14 protein-coding genes are annotated in these 14,498 nt (G+C 65.0%); 6 read left to right on the forward strand and 8 right to left on the reverse strand.

Annotated elements, in window-relative coordinates:
• Positions 1–68 precede the first annotated feature (68 nt).
• Together mgrA and SSO01S_RS14320 are read left to right on the forward strand one after the other, a co-directional pair.
• Positions 69–1,130, forward strand: coding sequence for an L-glyceraldehyde 3-phosphate reductase (gene mgrA, locus SSO01S_RS14315; RefSeq protein ID WP_066800013.1), 1,062 nt, complete (start codon positions 69–71; stop codon positions 1,128–1,130).
• A complete protein-coding gene (locus SSO01S_RS14320; RefSeq protein WP_066800016.1) occupies positions 1,127–1,591 on the forward strand; it encodes a GreA/GreB family elongation factor in 465 nt (154 codons plus the stop codon). The genes mgrA and SSO01S_RS14320 overlap by 4 nt, the downstream gene beginning before the upstream one ends.
• 51 nt (positions 1,592–1,642) lie before the next feature.
• On the opposite strand, the gene SSO01S_RS14325 is transcribed toward SSO01S_RS14320, so the two are convergent.
• The gene (locus SSO01S_RS14325; protein WP_066800019.1) at positions 1,643–4,759 is read right to left on the reverse strand and encodes a hybrid sensor histidine kinase/response regulator; all 3,117 of its coding nucleotides are present in this window, start codon (positions 4,757–4,759) and stop codon (positions 1,643–1,645) included.
• 89 nt (positions 4,760–4,848) lie between these two features.
• Positions 4,849–5,310 carry a DUF2721 domain-containing protein gene (locus SSO01S_RS14330; RefSeq protein ID WP_066800022.1) on the reverse strand — a complete coding sequence of 154 codons (462 nt, stop codon included), beginning with the start codon at positions 5,308–5,310 and terminating at the stop codon, positions 4,849–4,851.
• Between the two features lie 113 nt (positions 5,311–5,423).
• Between SSO01S_RS14330 and SSO01S_RS14335 the strand changes: the two genes are divergently transcribed.
• The 3 genes from SSO01S_RS14335 (at position 5,424) to SSO01S_RS14345 (ending at position 7,835) form a co-directional block, all read left to right on the forward strand.
• Complete coding sequence (locus SSO01S_RS14335) at positions 5,424–6,524, forward strand: GNAT family N-acetyltransferase (protein ID WP_245646798.1); 1,101 nt, start codon at positions 5,424–5,426, stop codon at positions 6,522–6,524.
• Between the two features lie 184 nt (positions 6,525–6,708).
• Complete coding sequence (locus tag SSO01S_RS14340; RefSeq protein ID WP_066800025.1) at positions 6,709–7,404, forward strand: Crp/Fnr family transcriptional regulator; 696 nt, start codon at positions 6,709–6,711, stop codon at positions 7,402–7,404.
• Positions 7,404–7,835 (forward strand): DUF6265 family protein, encoded by a 432-nt coding sequence (locus SSO01S_RS14345; protein ID WP_066800028.1) that lies wholly within the window; start codon positions 7,404–7,406, stop codon positions 7,833–7,835. Before SSO01S_RS14340 ends, SSO01S_RS14345 begins: the two co-directional genes overlap by 1 nt.
• 33 nt (positions 7,836–7,868) lie before the next feature.
• Here the strand turns inward: SSO01S_RS14345 and SSO01S_RS14350 are convergent, their stop codons facing one another.
• The 6 genes from SSO01S_RS14350 to SSO01S_RS14375 all read right to left on the reverse strand — a co-directional run bounded on the left by SSO01S_RS14350 (position 7,869) and on the right by SSO01S_RS14375 (position 13,361).
• Positions 7,869–8,126 (reverse strand): ATP synthase F1 subunit epsilon, encoded by a 258-nt coding sequence (locus tag SSO01S_RS14350; protein WP_066800031.1) that lies wholly within the window; start codon positions 8,124–8,126, stop codon positions 7,869–7,871.
• A gap of 1 nt (position 8,127) precedes the next feature.
• Positions 8,128–8,652 (reverse strand): hypothetical protein, encoded by a 525-nt coding sequence (locus tag SSO01S_RS14355; protein ID WP_066800034.1) that lies wholly within the window; start codon positions 8,650–8,652, stop codon positions 8,128–8,130.
• 5 nt (positions 8,653–8,657) lie between these two features.
• Positions 8,658–10,187 carry a F0F1 ATP synthase subunit beta gene (gene atpD / locus SSO01S_RS14360; protein WP_174520797.1) on the reverse strand — a complete coding sequence of 510 codons (1,530 nt, stop codon included), beginning with the start codon at positions 10,185–10,187 and terminating at the stop codon, positions 8,658–8,660.
• 99 nt (positions 10,188–10,286) lie between these two features.
• Positions 10,287–11,174, reverse strand: coding sequence for a F0F1 ATP synthase subunit gamma (locus tag SSO01S_RS14365; RefSeq protein ID WP_066800037.1), 888 nt, complete (start codon positions 11,172–11,174; stop codon positions 10,287–10,289).
• A gap of 100 nt (positions 11,175–11,274) precedes the next feature.
• Positions 11,275–12,804 (reverse strand): F0F1 ATP synthase subunit alpha, encoded by a 1,530-nt coding sequence (gene atpA, locus SSO01S_RS14370; protein ID WP_066800041.1) that lies wholly within the window; start codon positions 12,802–12,804, stop codon positions 11,275–11,277.
• A 2-nt stretch (positions 12,805–12,806) separates the two neighbouring features.
• Positions 12,807–13,361: a F0F1 ATP synthase subunit delta gene (locus SSO01S_RS14375; protein WP_066800217.1), complete on the reverse strand. Its 555-nt coding sequence runs from the start codon at positions 13,359–13,361 to the stop codon at positions 12,807–12,809.
• A 197-nt stretch (positions 13,362–13,558) separates the two neighbouring features.
• Here SSO01S_RS14375 and SSO01S_RS14380 point away from each other — a divergent pair, with 197 nt between their 5' ends.
• Positions 13,559–14,467 carry a tetratricopeptide repeat protein gene (locus tag SSO01S_RS14380; protein WP_066800044.1) on the forward strand — a complete coding sequence of 303 codons (909 nt, stop codon included), beginning with the start codon at positions 13,559–13,561 and terminating at the stop codon, positions 14,465–14,467.
• Positions 14,468–14,498: the final 31 nt, after the last annotated feature.

Raw genomic sequence — 14,498 nt, forward strand, 5'->3', positions numbered from 1 at the left:
CGACTTGTTTATCGTGGCCACGAACCGCCCCAATACCCTATCCTGGTTAGGTCTCACCGGAGCCGACCATGTCCTTCCCGAAACCCTATGCCGCCGATCCTGCCCGCTATGACGGCCGCATGCCGTATCGCCGCTGTGGCGTGAGCGGGCTCGATCTGCCCGCGATCTCGCTCGGCCTCTGGCAGAATTTCGGTGGCGAGGACGTGTTCGAGACCGGGCGTGCGATCCTCCGACGCGCGTTCGATCGCGGCGTCACCCATTTCGATCTCGCCAACAATTACGGCCCGCCGTACGGCTCCGCCGAAGAGAATTTCGGCCGCGTGCTGGCGACTGACTTTGCCTCGCACCGAGACGAGCTGGTGATCTCCACCAAGGCCGGATGGGATATGTGGCCCGGCCCCTACGGCGATGTCGGGGGCTCCCGGAAATACCTCATCGCCTCGTGCGATCAGAGCCTCAAGCGCATGGGGCTCGATTATGTCGATATCTTCTATTCGCACCGCGTCGATCCGAAGACGCCGCTGGAGGAGACGATGGGCGCGCTCGCGCAGCTCCACCGCCAGGGCAAGGCGCTCTATGTCGGCATCTCCAGCTACTCGCCCGAACTGACCCGCAAGGCCGCGGCGATCCTCGCGGAGGAGCGCGTGCCGCTGCTGATCCACCAGCCGAGCTATTCGATGCTCAATCGCTGGGTGGAAGACGAGCTGCTCGATACGCTGGCGGATCTCGGTACCGGCTGCATCGCCTTCTCGCCGCTCGCGCAGGGAATGCTCACCTCCAAATATCTGAATGGCGTGCCGCAGGATGCCCGCGCCGCAAAGGGCGGGTCGCTCGGCCAGCATTTGCTCTCGGAGGAAAATCTGCGCCGCATCGGCGCGCTCGATGCGATCGCCAGGAAGCGCGGCCAGACGCTGGCGCAGATGGCCATCGCCTGGGTGCTGCGCGACCGCCGGGTCACCTCGGCGCTGATCGGCGCGCGCAATGTGCAGCAGCTCGACGATTCGCTCGATGCGGTGAACAACCTCGCATTCTCGGACGCGGAACTCGCCGAAATCGATGCGCATGCAACCGAAGGCGGCCTCGATCTTTGGAAGGTTTCGTCCAACCTAGAGGAAGTGCCCCAGCGATGAGCGTCGCCTTTCGCCGCGAGAGCGACGAGGAACATAAGGAACCGAAGTTCGAACTGCCGCTTCCCCCGGGGCCCAATCTGGTGACGGCGCGGGGACTGGCGCTGATCGAGGCGAAGCAGACTGAGCTGGAATCGGCGGTGGCCGCCGCGACGGATGAAGAGGCGCGCGAAGCGCTCAAGCGCGAGCTGCGCTACTGGCAGACGCGCCGCACCACCGCGCAGATCGCTCCGCCCCCCGAGCCGGGTGTTGCAGGCATTGGCAGCCATGTGACCATCCGCCTCGCGGGCAAGACGCGCACCATCCATATCGTCGGCCATGACGAGGCCGATCCGGCGGCGGACCGCCTCGGCTTCGCGGCACCGCTCGCGCATGCGCTGCTCGGCGCGGAGGAAGGGGAGTTGATCGATTTCAACGGCAGGGCCGAGGCGATCGAGATACTGTCGGTGGCCGTGGAGCCCTGAGACCTTCCCCGCCATCCCGGGCTTGACCGGAAAGGTGACGTCGGTTTCCCGCTATCCTTCGATAATCGTCCGGATCCGCGTCGCCAGCGCTTCCATCGCAAAGGGCTTGGTGATCATCGTCATTCCCGGCTCCAGGAAGCCCGAGGCGAGCGCGGCATTCTCGGCATAGCCGGTCATGAACAGCACCTTGAGCTCGGGACGTACCGCGCGCCCCGCATCGGCCACCTGGCGGCCGTTGAGCCCGGGCAGGCCGATATCGGTGATCAACAGGTCGATCCGCTTCTTGGAGCGCAATATCTCGACGCCCTTCGGGCCGTCCCCGGCCTCGATCGCGCGATAGCCAAGCTCGCTCAGCGTCTCGACGATAAGCCCGCGCACCACCGGCTCGTCCTCCACCACGAGCACCACCTCGCCCGCATCGGTGGCGTGCGCTTCGCTCAGCTGGGGCACCTCCTCATCGCTTTCGGCCTGGCCGCGAAAGCGGGGGAGATAGAGCTTGAAGGTCGTTCCCTTGCCCATCTCGGAATAGATCTTGGCATAGCCGTCCGACTGGCGGGCAAAGCCATAGATCATCGACAGGCCCAGCCCCGTTCCCTGGCCGATCGGCTTGGTGGTGAAGAAGGGTTCGAACGCCTTGGCGATCGTGTCGGCGTCCATGCCGGTGCCCGTGTCGGTCACGCAGATACAGACATATTGGCCGGGCTTCACGTCGCGTTGGCGCGCGGCATAGGCGTCGTCGAGATGGGCGTTGCAGGTTTCGATCGTCAGCTTGCCGCCTTCGGGCATCGCGTCGCGGGCGTTGATGACCAGGTTGAGCAGCGCGTTTTCGAGCTGGTTGGGATCGCACAAGGTCAGCCACAGCCCGCCGGCCAGCACCAGCTCCAGCTCGACGCGCTCGCCGATCGTGCGGCGCAACAGATCCTCCATCGACGCCACCAGCGGATTGGCGCGAACGGGGCGCGGATCAAGCGGCTGGCGGCGCGAGAAGGCGAGCAGGCGGTGCGTGAGGGCGGCGGCGCGATTGGCGGCCGTCGTGGCGCCGGCGAGGAACCGCCCGATCTCGGTGAGCCTGCCCTGTGATACGCGCCGCTCGATGATCTCGAGGCTGCCGGTGATGCCCTGGAGCAGATTGTTGAAATCGTGCGCGATGCCGCCGGTCAGCTGGCCCACTGCCTCCATCTTCTGGGATTGGCGCAGCGCTTCCTCGGTCGTCGCCAGCGCTTCGGCCGCTTCCCGCTCGGCAGTGACGTCGCGGCCGAATCCATAGATGGTTTCGCCCTCCAGCACGCTGGTGAACGCGATCCGCCGCAACTCCCCGTCCTTGGTCCGGAACACGGTATCATGCTCCGGAAGCGCGTGATCATAGGGGAGTTCGGCCAGGCGGCGCGTGGCATTGTCGACATCGCTGGGGTCAATGAAATCGCGGATGTCCCGGCCGATCGTCTCCTGCTCGCTCCAGCCGAGGACACGTTCCCAGGAGGGATTTACCGCAAAGACCTCGCCGGCGAGGTTCACCACCACCTTCACGACCGGTGACAGGTTCCAGATGCGCTCGCGCTCGCGCGCCAGCAGGCGCTCCCGGGTAATATCGCGTCCAATCGCGTGGATGCGCCCTTCGTCGGGCACCGCGGTCCAGGCGAACAGGCGGTACGTCCCGTGTATCGAGCGCCAGCGATTTTCGAAGGCGAGGGTAGATTCGCCACCGGCGAGCTTTTCGATCTCGGCTGCCGTGGCGTCCAGATCATCGGGGTGGATGAAGTCGCTGATCGGCTTGCCGACCAGCTCTGCAGGCGTCCAGCCGAGCATTCGCGTCGCGGTGGGGTTCGCCGCGATCACGATGCCCTGATAGTCGCTCACCATCATCAGGTCTTGAGAGAGCGTCCACATCCGATCGCGGTCGCGCGCGGTTTCGGCCTCGAGGAGCTTCTGGTCGTCGATATCGGTGTTTGACCCGATCCAGCGGAGAATGTGGCCATCTGCGGTGCGGATCGGCAGCGCACGCACCAGATGCCAGCGATACTCGCCATTGCCATTCTCGATGCGAAACTCGGTTTCGTAGCTTTCGCCGGTCTCGATGGAGTGGGCCCAGCGTGCAGCCGCGCCATCCCGGTCGTCGGGATGCACGGTTGCCGCCCAGCCGACACCACGCAATTCCTCTGCGCTGCGCCCGCAATATTCAACTACGCGATCGTTGAACCAGTCGAGCATTCCCGTCGGCGCCGATGTCCATACATGATTGGGCATCGCCTGGGCGAAGGCGCGGAACTCGGCCTCGCTGGCGTTGATGGCGTTCCGCGCCTGCACGCGTTCGGTTGCATCGACGCCATTGACGAAGATGCCGGTGACCATGCCGCTGCCATCGATGATCGGCTGATAAACGAAGTCCACGAAGCGTTCGGGAACGGAGCCGTCCTCTGGCTGGCCCAGGTCGAACCTCGCGCCGGTCAGAACCAGCGCCTTGCCGCTCGAATAGACCTGGTCGAGCATCGCGAGATAACCCTGCGCAACGGCTTCCGGCAGCGCTTCGGCGACGGTCTTTCCGATCACGTCCCGGCCGCCGACTACCCGGGTATAAGCCGGATTGGCCATGACATAGCGGTGTTCCGGTCCTTCCAGTAGCGCCATGAAATTGGGCGCCTGGGCATACATCTGCTCCAGCCGGATCCGCTCGTCGCGCAGCTGCCGGTCCGCCAGCACTTTCTCGGTGGTCTCGACGACGATCGCGATAACGCCCAGCGGCGTGCCTTCCTCATCGATGATCGGCGAATAATCCAGATCCAGCCACACGGGCTCCAACTGGCCATGCCGCTGGAGCTTGAGCTCCTGATCCTTGTACGAAAGCGTCTGGCCCTTGCGAAACACGGTCTCGACGACGTGATCGTTGAAATCGGCCACTTCGGGCCAGGCCTCGCGAACGTCCATTCCCAGCAGGTCCGGATGGCGGCTCCCAGCGAACTCGGAATAGGCGTCGTTGTAGATCATCACGCCCGATTCGCCGAACAGCATGACGATCGGCACGGGCGCACGCAGCGCCATCCCGACCACGGCCTTGATCGGCTGTGGCCAGTTGGCGATCGGGCCCATGCTGGTCTTCGACCAGTCGAACGCCGCGATCAATTCGCTAAGCTGGCCTCCCCCCTTTAGAAAGCCCGAGCCTTCATCATTCATGCAGGCCGATCTCTTGCTGGACGGTCGATTCACCGTAATCGGTTACAACGCGAGATTCGCTATTGCGTTCCCGCAACAACCGCAGCGTTTCATTTGCGGTCTAATTCGAGCAATTCCTTGCGGATATGAATCGATTTTAGCGACATCCGCACTTCGAACAGGAAGTAGATCAGCCCCGCCATCAGCAGCAGCATCGAAACGATGAAGGCGATGGCGACCCACAGCCCGACATGCAGATTCGCGAGCCGCGAGATGAACATCAGTGCGACGACGATCGATATGGCGAGAGCGCTGGCGACGCAGAGGAAGATTGCATTGTTGATCACCGAAATGCGCCTGTCGATGATCCGCAATTCCCAGACGTGGCGATCATGTTCGAGCCCGGTGGAACGCGGGTGAAGTTGCTCGATAACGCGCGCCCGATCGACAATGCGCGCGAGGCGGCCGACCATCACGTTAAGGAACGCCCCGATGCCGGCGAGGAGGAACACCGGCGCAATCGCCGCCTGGATCGTATCGGCTACCGTGGAGAGATAGGGGGCGGGGAGCATGTACGCCTTTATGACGATCGGCGCGCATGCCGTGAAGCCATCTTCGTTACGCAGGCATTTCAGAGTGTGAAGAGGCTTGCATCTGCACCGCTTGGTAACGGATGCGATCTAAAATGACCGCCATGTCGAAGCCGATGCCGCTAGAACAGTTCACGCGCCTGCCGCCTGCGCATGCGGTAGACTGTGTCGACGGACTGGCGGGGGCGATCGACGCCGTCGCGGAGCACGCGGCCGCTTCGCACCGGTTCCTGCGCTACGGCTGGTTCGCTGCTGCGCTCAGGGCATATGGCGGATCGGCGCGGACGCTGCTGGTGGCGCGCGAGAGCGAGCCGGTCGTCGCGTTGCCGTTCGTGGCAAGGGGGCCGGCATGGCTGGGGCTGGCCGAAGTCGCTGGATGCTATTGGCCGTTTCGCAGCTTTCCGGTGCGCGAGGATGCCGGAACGGAGGCGATGGACGCCATGCTCCCGCGGCTCGCCCGCGAAGTGCGCGCGCTCCGGGTCGGGCCGGTCTATGATGGCGATCCCGGGCTCGAATTGCTCAAGGAAGCGGCGCGGGCCCAGGGCTGGGGTGTGCTGGATCGCTTTGTGGCGGATTCGTACCTGCTCGATATGCGGGCCGCCCAGAATGAGGAAGGCGGCTGGCCGCGCAACTCGACGCTGCGCAAGAACCGGTTTCACGAAAAGCATCTCGGCAGCCATGGCGCGCTCGACTGGGCGTTCGTGCACGGCAGCGATTGGGACGATGCCGCGTTCGATGCGCTGGCTGCGGTTGAGGAAAAGAGCTGGATCGCGGCGCGGACCGATGGCTCGGACGCGAAATTCACGCGCGAGGGTCATGGTGCGTTCTGGCGTGCGGCGGCGGCGGATCCTGTCGTCGCCGGCATGATGTGGGCGGCAGTGCTGCGTGTGGATGGCGAACCGGCGGCGTTCTCGTTCGATATCAACGCGGGCGCGCTGAAATATGCGATTGCCAACAGCTATGATCCGGCGTTCGGAAAGCACTCGCCGGGCAAGCTGCTTTACTATCGTAACCTCGTCCGCGCGCTGGCAGACGGCATGGTGCTGGTCGATTGGGGCGCCGGTGACAGCGGCTACAAGCAGGTGATCGGGGCAGACAGGGGCCCGGCGATCCGCGACTGGCTGTTCCTGCGGCCCGGCCTGCCCGCCGCCGCCGCGAAGCTGCTTCGCGGCATGTGGCGACGTAGCGGCCAATAAGCGCGTCAGCCGAAGCGGACGGCATCCTCGATGCAGACGAACCCGACCGCACCGGCAAAGGCGGCGACGGCGGCGAAGACGATGTAGAGGAACATGGCAGGCACTCCTTTGATGTGCCCCCGCGATGCGCCCGCCATGGCTTCTACGCTTTGACCGCGGTCAAAGCCGGCCGCATAATCGGAGCATGGAAGCGACCAACACCTGTGCCGATTGCGCAGTACGCGATTCGGCGCTGTGCGCGAGCCTGAATGACGGCGAGCTGATGGCGCTCAACGCGCTGGGCCGCAGGCGCAAGCTGGCGCGCGGCGAGGTGCTGGCCTGGGCGGGCGACGACAGCCTGATCTGCGGCAATCTGATCTCCGGCGTGCTCAAGCTCACCGCTTCGACCCCCGATGGTCGCGAACAGATCGTGGGGCTGGCCTATCCCGCCGATTTCGTCGGGCGCCCTTATGCCGGGCAGGCCGAGTTCACCGTGACCGCGGTGAGCGAAGCGGAGCTCTGCCTCTTCCCGCGCGCGCCGTTCGAGCGTGTGCTCGAAGACCATGCCCGCATGGAGCGGCTGCTGCTCCAGCGCACCTTCGCCGCGCTCGACGAGGCGCGCGCGCGGATGCTGGCGCTCGCCCGGCTGAGCGCGGCCGAAAAGGTGACCGGCTTCCTGCTCGACATGGCCGATCGCGCCACCGGCTGCCGCGCGATGCCGCCCGGGCCGGTGACGTTCGACCTTCCGCTCACCCGCGGCGAGATGGCCGAAGTGCTGGGGATGACGATCGAGACGGTGAGCCGGCAGCTCACGCGGCTCAAGAGCAAGGGCGCGATCACGCTGGCCGGCGCGCGGGGGATCACCATCCGCGATCGGGAGCTGCTGCGAGGGAGAGACTGATGGGACCGATAATGGCGCTGGCGCTGTTGCTTGCACAGGATACGCCGCTGGGGTGGCTCGAGGGCCAATGGTGCACCGACGCTGACGCCAGGGGACGGGTCACCTGCGAGACCTGGACTGCGGAGAAGGGCCTGCTGATCGGGGTGAGCGAAAGATCGGTATCCGAAGGGCCGGTCCAGGTGCTGGAGCGGATGCGGATCAGCGCCGAGCCCGGGCAGTTGGTGTTTCACGCCGATCCCGTGGGGCAGGAAGGCGGCGATTTCCACGCCATGGGCGCGCAGCCACCGCAATCGGTGCGCTTCGAAAACCCTGCGCACGATTATCCGCAGGTGATCCGCTACTGGCGCGAAGGCGATATGCTGAACGCGGAGATTTCGCTGGCCGACGGCAGCAAGGCGAGGCGCTGGGCGTATCGGCGGAAACCGAAATAGTCGTCATCCCGGCGGTCGCCAGGATAGCGGATATTATTCCGCGCGCTCGGCCAGCACGGTCAGCCCGCGCTCATTGACTTCGGCGAAGCCGCCTTCGACGCGGATCGTCTCGGGGCTCTCGCTCATCGAGTTCTTGTAGATCTCGATGTTGCCGTCGCGGACGGTGCTCATCAGCGGGGCATGGCCCTGGAGCACGCCGAAATCGCCCTCGCTGCCGGGAACGACGACCATGTGGACGTCTTCCGAACGGACGAGCTTTTCCGGGGTGACGAGTTCAAAGTGGAGAGCCATGTTATTCTTCCATCACGAAAATTTGTGCCATGACCATCGGCGAAGGACCTGCATCGGCCTCGACAAGCTGGAGGTAGATGAACTGGTCTTCCACCGGCGCCTTGTACGTTTCGAGCGTGGCGCCGTTCTTTGGCCCGGTATTGGCGGGGTCCGGTTTGAAGTCGAAGCCGGCGAGCGCCATGTTCTTGTGGAGCATGTCCCACGCTGCGGCGCGGCCCGCACCCATCACGATGACCTGGCAGATCGAGTCCTTGATCCCGCCAAAGCCGAGCTCGCCATCAGAGCGCTCGGCGGCGACGATGTTGATCTCGCCGCGCGGATGCTCCCGCGTCTCGACCGCCTCGCTGAAACCGAAACCCTTGAGCACCGGATTGCCGGTGATCGCGAACTGCCCGCTCAGGTATAACGGGCAATAGCCATAAGCGAGATCGGCCGCGACCTCTGCGATCGGCTTGTCCGCATTCTGCGCCGCGGCGGCAGGTGCAAGCACCAGCGCGGCGGCGGTCAGAATGAGGCGGCCGATCACGGGCCTTACGCGTCTTCGGCCAGCTTGGCGGCCTTGGCGATGGCGTCGTCGATGCCGCCGACCATGTAGAAGGCTGCTTCCGGCAGGTGGTCATACTCGCCGTTCACCACCGCCTTGAACGACTTGATGGTGTCTTCGATCTGCACGAACGCGCCGGGGATGCCCGTGAACACTTCGGCGACGTGGAACGGCTGCGAAAGGAAGCGCTGGATCTTGCGGGCGCGCGAGACGGTCAGCTTATCTTCTTCCGAAAGCTCGTCCATGCCGAGGATGGCGATGATGTCCTGCAGCGACTTGTACTTCTGCAGCGTCGCCTGCACGGCGCGGGCGGTCTCGTAATGCTCCTGGCCAACGACGCGCGGCTCGAGCACGCGCGAGGTCGAGTCGAGCGGATCGACTGCCGGGTAGATGCCCAGCTCCGAAATCGCGCGGTTGAGCACGGTCGTCGCGTCCAGGTGGGCGAACGAGGTTGCCGGGGCCGGATCGGTAAGATCGTCCGCGGGAACGTACACGGCCTGCACCGAGGTGATCGAACCCTTGTTGGTCGAGGTGATGCGCTCCTGCAGCGCGCCCATGTCGGTCGACAGGGTCGGCTGATAGCCCACGGCCGAAGGAATACGGCCGAGCAGCGCCGACACTTCCGCGCCCGCCTGGGTGAAGCGGAAGATGTTGTCGACGAAGAACAGCACGTCCTGGCCTTCGACGTCGCGGAAATATTCGGCGATCGTCAGACCCGAGAGCGCGACGCGTGCGCGGGCGCCCGGCGGCTCGTTCATCTGGCCATAGACCAGCGCCACCTTCGAACCTTCCGAGATGGCATTGCCATCGGCGTCCTTGGCGATAACGCCCGCGTCGAGGAACTCGTGATACAGGTCGTTACCCTCGCGGGTGCGCTCGCCGACGCCCGCGAACACCGAAGTGCCGCCATGGCCCTTTGCGATGTTGTTGATCAGTTCCTGAATAAGCACGGTCTTGCCAACGCCGGCGCCGCCGAACAGGCCGATCTTGCCGCCCTTCGCATAGGGCGCGAGAAGGTCGATGACCTTGATGCCGGTGACGAGGATCGAGCTTTCGGTCGACTGGTCGACGAACAGCGGTGCTTCCGCGTGGATCGGCGCGGTCTGCTCGGCATTGACCGGGCCACGCTCGTCGATCGGCTCGCCGATCACGTTGAGGATGCGGCCGAGCGTCTTCGGGCCGACCGGCACGCGGATCTGCGAGCCGGTGTCGGTCACCGACTGGCCACGGGTCAGGCCCTCGGTCGCGTCCATCGCGATCGTGCGGACGGTGTTCTCGCCGAGATGCTGGGCGACCTCGAGCACGAGGCGGTTGCCATTGTTATCGGTCTCGAGCGCCGAGAGGATGGCCGGCAGGACGCCGCCATCGAACGACACGTCGACGACTGCGCCGATGACCTGGCTGATGCGGCCGACATTGTTGGTCGTGGCGGGGGCGGCGCCCGGCGCCGACGCTGCTGCCTTGGGGGCGCGCGGCTTGCGGGCGGGCTTCTCGGTGGTCGGGGCTGCAGTGGCCATTTTAGTCCTACCTTCTTCCTCAAATTCGTCATCCCAGCGAAGGCTGGGATCGCTAGCGGCTCGATACCCCGGCGCACGCCGGGGTGACGGCCCGGTAAATTACAGCGCCTCGGCGCCGGAGATGATTTCCACCAGCTCGGTCGTGATAGCGGCCTGGCGGGTGCGGTTATACTGGATGGTCAGGCGATTGATCAGGTCGCCGGCATTGCGCGTGGCGTTGTCCATCGCGGTCATCTTCGATCCCTGCTCCGACGCAGCATTCTCGCGCATCGCGCGGTAAAGCTGGATCGCGACGTTGCTGGGCAGCAGGTCCGCCAGGATCGATTCCTCGTCGGGCTCATAGGTGACGGCCGCGCCGGACGACGTGACCTCTCCGGTGGCACCGGCAACCGGCGGTGCGACGGGGACGATCTGCTGCGCGGTCGGCTCCTGGGTCAGGACCGACTTGAAGTTCGAATAAAAGAGCGTCGCGACATCGAATTCGCCCGCTTCGAAGCGCGCGATGATGTCGTCGGCATAAGCGCGCGCATCGGCGAAGTTCAGCTTGCCGAGATCGCCCGGCTCAATGCCGTGGATCATGTTGGCGCGAAATTCGCGGTTGAGCACGGCGCGGCCCTTGCGGCCGATCGTGTAGATCTTGACCGTCTTGCCGGCGGCGGTCAGGTCACGCGCATGCTTGCGCGCCAGACGGGCGATGTTGGTGTTGAACGCGCCGGCCAGGCCCTTGTCGCTGGTCGCGACGACGAGCAGATGGACCTGATCCTTGCCCGTGCCGGCGAGCAGCTTCGGGCTCGATTCGCTCACCGTCACCTTGCTGGCGAGGCTTGCGACCACGCTTTCGAGGCGCTGGGCATAGGGACGGCCTGCTTCCGCCGCTTCCTGCGCACGGCGCAACTTCGCGGCGGCGACCATCTTCATCGCCTTGGTGATCTTCTGCGTCGACTTCACCGAGCCGATGCGGATCTTGAGTGCCTTGAGAGAGGCCATTTTCTTCCTTCAACCTCGTCATCCCGGCGAAAGCCGGGATCTCGTGCCACAGGCCGCTCGCTCGTGGCGAGACCCCAGCTTTCGCTGGGGTGACGGCTACTTAAGCAAACGTCTTCGCGAACGCTTCCAGCGCGTCCTTGAGCTTGGCCTTGGCGGCGTCGCCCAGATCCTTGCTGTCGCGGATGTCCTTGAGGATGTCGGCATGCTTCGAGCGCATCTCGGCGAGCATCGCGGCTTCGTAGCGGGTGACATCCTGCACCGGAACATTGTCGATATAGCCGTTGGTGCCGGCGAAGATCGACACCGTCTGCTCTTCGAAGGGCAGCGGCGAGAACTGGGGCTGCTTGAGCAGCTCGGTCAGGCGCGCGCCGCGGTTCAGCAGGCGCTGGGTCGAGGCGTCGAGGTCCGAACCGAACTGCGCGAAGGCCGCCATTTCGCGATACTGCGCCAGCTCGAGCTTGATCGAGCCCGACACCTTCTTCATCGCCTTGGTCTGCGCCGACGAACCCACGCGGCTCACCGACAGACCCACGTTGATCGCCGGACGGATGCCCGCGAAGAACAGGTCGGTTTCGAGGAAGATCTGGCCGTCGGTGATCGAGATCACGTTGGTCGGAATATAGGCCGAAACGTCGCCTGCCTGGGTTTCGATGATCGGCAGCGCGGTCAGCGAGCCATTGCCGTTGGCGTCGTTCATCTTTGCCGAACGCTCGAGCAGGCGGCTGTGGAGATAGAACACGTCGCCCGGATAGGCTTCGCGGCCCGGAGGACGACGCAGCAGCAGCGACATCTGGCGATATGCGACCGCCTGCTTCGAGAGATCGTCATAGACGATCAGCGCGTGCATCGCGTTGTCACGGAAATATTCGCCCATCGCGGTGCCGGTGTAGGGCGCGAGGAACTGCAGCGGGGCGGGATCCGACGCGGTCGCGGCGACCACGATCGAATATTCCATCGCGCCATTCTCTTCGAGCGTCTTCACCAGCTGTGCGACGGTCGAGCGCTTCTGGCCGACGGCGACATAGACGCAGTAGAGCTTCTTCGATTCGTCGTCGCCCGCGTTGACCGTCTTCTGGTTGATGAAGGTGTCGATCGCGACAGCCGACTTGCCGGTCTGACGGTCACCGATGATCAGCTCGCGCTGGCCACGGCCGACGGGAACGAGGGCGTCGATCGCCTTCAGGCCGGTCTGCACGGGCTCGTGGACCGACTTGCGCGGGATGATGCCCGGTGCCTTCACTTCGACGCGGCTGCGCTGATCGGCGACGATCGGGCCCTTGCCGTCGATCGGGTTGCCAAGGCCGTCCACGACGCGGCCGAGCAGGCCCTTGCCGACGGGCACGTCCACGATGGTGCCGGTGCGCTTGACGGTGTCGCCTTCCTTGATCTCGGCGTCGGTGCCGAAGATCACGACGCCGACATTGTCGGCTTCGAGGTTGAGCGCCATGCCCTGGATGCCGTTGGCGAATTCCACCATCTCGCCGGCCTGGACGTTGTCCAGACCGTGGATGCGCGCGATGCCGTCACCGACGCTGAGCACCTGGCCGGTCTCCGAGACCTGGGCCTCGGTGCCGAAATTGGCGATCTGGTCCTTGATGACCTTCGAGATTTCTGCGGCGCGGATGTCCATGTTCAGCCTTTCATCGCATTCGCGAGGGAGTTCAGTCGGGTTTTGATCGACGAATCGATCATCTGGCTGCCGATCTTCACGACCAGACCGCCAAGGAGCGAGGGATCGACCGACAGGTCGACCGAGACGTCACGGCCGATGCGGGCGCGCAACTGGGCCTTGAGCGCAGCGACCTGATCGGCGGTGAGGGGGTGCGCCGAGGTGACCTGCGCCGTGACCTCGCCGCGATGTGCGGCGGCAAGCGCGCCGAATGCGCTGATCACGGCGGACAACTGGCCGAGCCGGCGATTCTCGGCGAGGACGCCGAGGAACTTCGCGGTGATCGAATCGAGCTTGAGGCTCTTGGCCACGCCCGCAACCGCAGCCGCCGCAGCAGCGCGGGCGACCAGCGGGCTGGCGGTCAGCGCCTTGAACTCAGCCGATTCGCCGAGCGCCTGGCGCACGGTGGCGAGGCTGGCCTCCACCTTGGGCAGCGAATTCGATTCGCGCGCCAGTTCGAACAGGGCGGTCGCGTAGCGTCCGCTTAGACTGGCCTGAATACCGCCGGAATTCTCCACGCGATCGAGTTCCTCCTGGAGGGTCTGAATGTCGGCCCATACGAAAAAGGGGCACGCCTTGAGGGCAGCCCCGATGGGTCGCGGCGCGGTTAGCATCGCGTGTGCTGCGATGCAACCCGAGTCGGGCCGGGTATCGTCCTTCTGGACATTACGGTGCCGAAATGTTGATCTGGCGGCTCGGGAAATGGGGGGATCCAATGAACGTGAAGATATGGGGTGCGGCGGCGGTTGCGTTTGTGGCGATGACGGGCGCGGCGCAGGCGGAAGTGCTGCGGGTGACGGGCGAGTTCCCCGCGCGGTTCCGCGAGGCGAGCCTGCTCCACTCGCTTTCGATAAACCGGTTCGATGGGCAGGACGGCATCGCGCTGGCAAATGCGATCGAGCGCGCGATGGGCCGCACGCATTTCGAAATGCTCGGCGGACGCGCCGGGCGCCAACATGCGGATGCCTCTCTTTCCGGCGCCGTCACCACCGATGTCCAGGAAACCCCCTTCCGAAAAAAGGAAAAGCGCTGCACCGAAAAAAACAAGGACGGCAAGTGCATCAAGGAGGAAGAGGTGGAGGTGCGCTGCCGCCGCCGGGCGGTCAGCATTCGCGCCGACCTCAGGATGGTGGACAACGATAGCGGGCGCGTGGTTTATTCGGAGAGCAAGCCGTTCCGCGAGGAATTGAGCTGGTGCGAAGGGCAGAATGCCAGCCGCAGCGTCGAGGATACCGTGACCGCGGGAATCCAGCACATCGCGAACGACGTGCGCTTCGATATCGCGCCAAGCGTCCAGACCTATGACATCCGTGTGCGCGAAAGCACCAAGGGGCTCTCGAAAGAGGCGGCCAAGCGCTTCAAGGATTTGGTCAAGCTGACCAAGCGCGACGCGCGCGGGGCCTGTGCGGGGTGGAACCAGATGCAGGCGGAGGCGCAGGGGCATCCTTCGCTCACGTTCAACCTGGGGCTCTGCGCCGAGCAACGCGGCGACTATGACGGCGCGCTGGCGCTTTACCGGCGGGCTTCGCAGTCAGGAGCGGCGGAAGGCGGGGAAGGCGCGGACCGGGCGCTGCGCCTGATCGCGGGCCGCGATGATGCCCGCGTGCGGGAGCGGCGGAACTAACGACAAAGGCCGGGGAGACGTGCTCCCCGGC

It is taken from the genome of Sphingomonas soli NBRC 100801 (genome assembly GCF_001591025.1).
In the GTDB taxonomy this organism is placed as follows: Bacteria; Pseudomonadota; Alphaproteobacteria; order Sphingomonadales; family Sphingomonadaceae; genus Sphingomonas; species Sphingomonas soli.

Excerpts from the sequence above, each read along its gene's own strand:
- SSO01S_RS14340 (WP_066800025.1), top strand. The coding sequence starts at position 6,709 with ATGGAAGCGACCAACACCTGTGCCGATTGCGCAGTACGCGATTCGGCG.
- mgrA (WP_066800013.1), top strand. The coding sequence starts at position 69 with ATGTCCTTCCCGAAACCCTATGCCGCCGATCCTGCCCGCTATGACGGC.
- SSO01S_RS14320 (WP_066800016.1), top strand. The coding sequence starts at position 1,127 with ATGAGCGTCGCCTTTCGCCGCGAGAGCGACGAGGAACATAAGGAACCG.
- SSO01S_RS14330 (WP_066800022.1), bottom strand. The coding sequence starts at position 5,310 with ATGCTCCCCGCCCCCTATCTCTCCACGGTAGCCGATACGATCCAGGCG.
- SSO01S_RS14350 (WP_066800031.1), bottom strand. The coding sequence starts at position 8,126 with ATGGCTCTCCACTTTGAACTCGTCACCCCGGAAAAGCTCGTCCGTTCG.
- SSO01S_RS14345 (WP_066800028.1), top strand. The coding sequence starts at position 7,404 with ATGGGACCGATAATGGCGCTGGCGCTGTTGCTTGCACAGGATACGCCG.
- atpA (WP_066800041.1), bottom strand. The coding sequence starts at position 12,804 with ATGGACATCCGCGCCGCAGAAATCTCGAAGGTCATCAAGGACCAGATC.
- SSO01S_RS14325 (WP_066800019.1), bottom strand. The coding sequence starts at position 4,759 with ATGAATGATGAAGGCTCGGGCTTTCTAAAGGGGGGAGGCCAGCTTAGC.
- atpD (WP_174520797.1), bottom strand. The coding sequence starts at position 10,187 with ATGGCCACTGCAGCCCCGACCACCGAGAAGCCCGCCCGCAAGCCGCGC.
- SSO01S_RS14365 (WP_066800037.1), bottom strand. The coding sequence starts at position 11,174 with ATGGCCTCTCTCAAGGCACTCAAGATCCGCATCGGCTCGGTGAAGTCG.
- SSO01S_RS14335 (WP_245646798.1), top strand. The coding sequence starts at position 5,424 with ATGACCGCCATGTCGAAGCCGATGCCGCTAGAACAGTTCACGCGCCTG.
- SSO01S_RS14380 (WP_066800044.1), top strand. The coding sequence starts at position 13,559 with ATGAACGTGAAGATATGGGGTGCGGCGGCGGTTGCGTTTGTGGCGATG.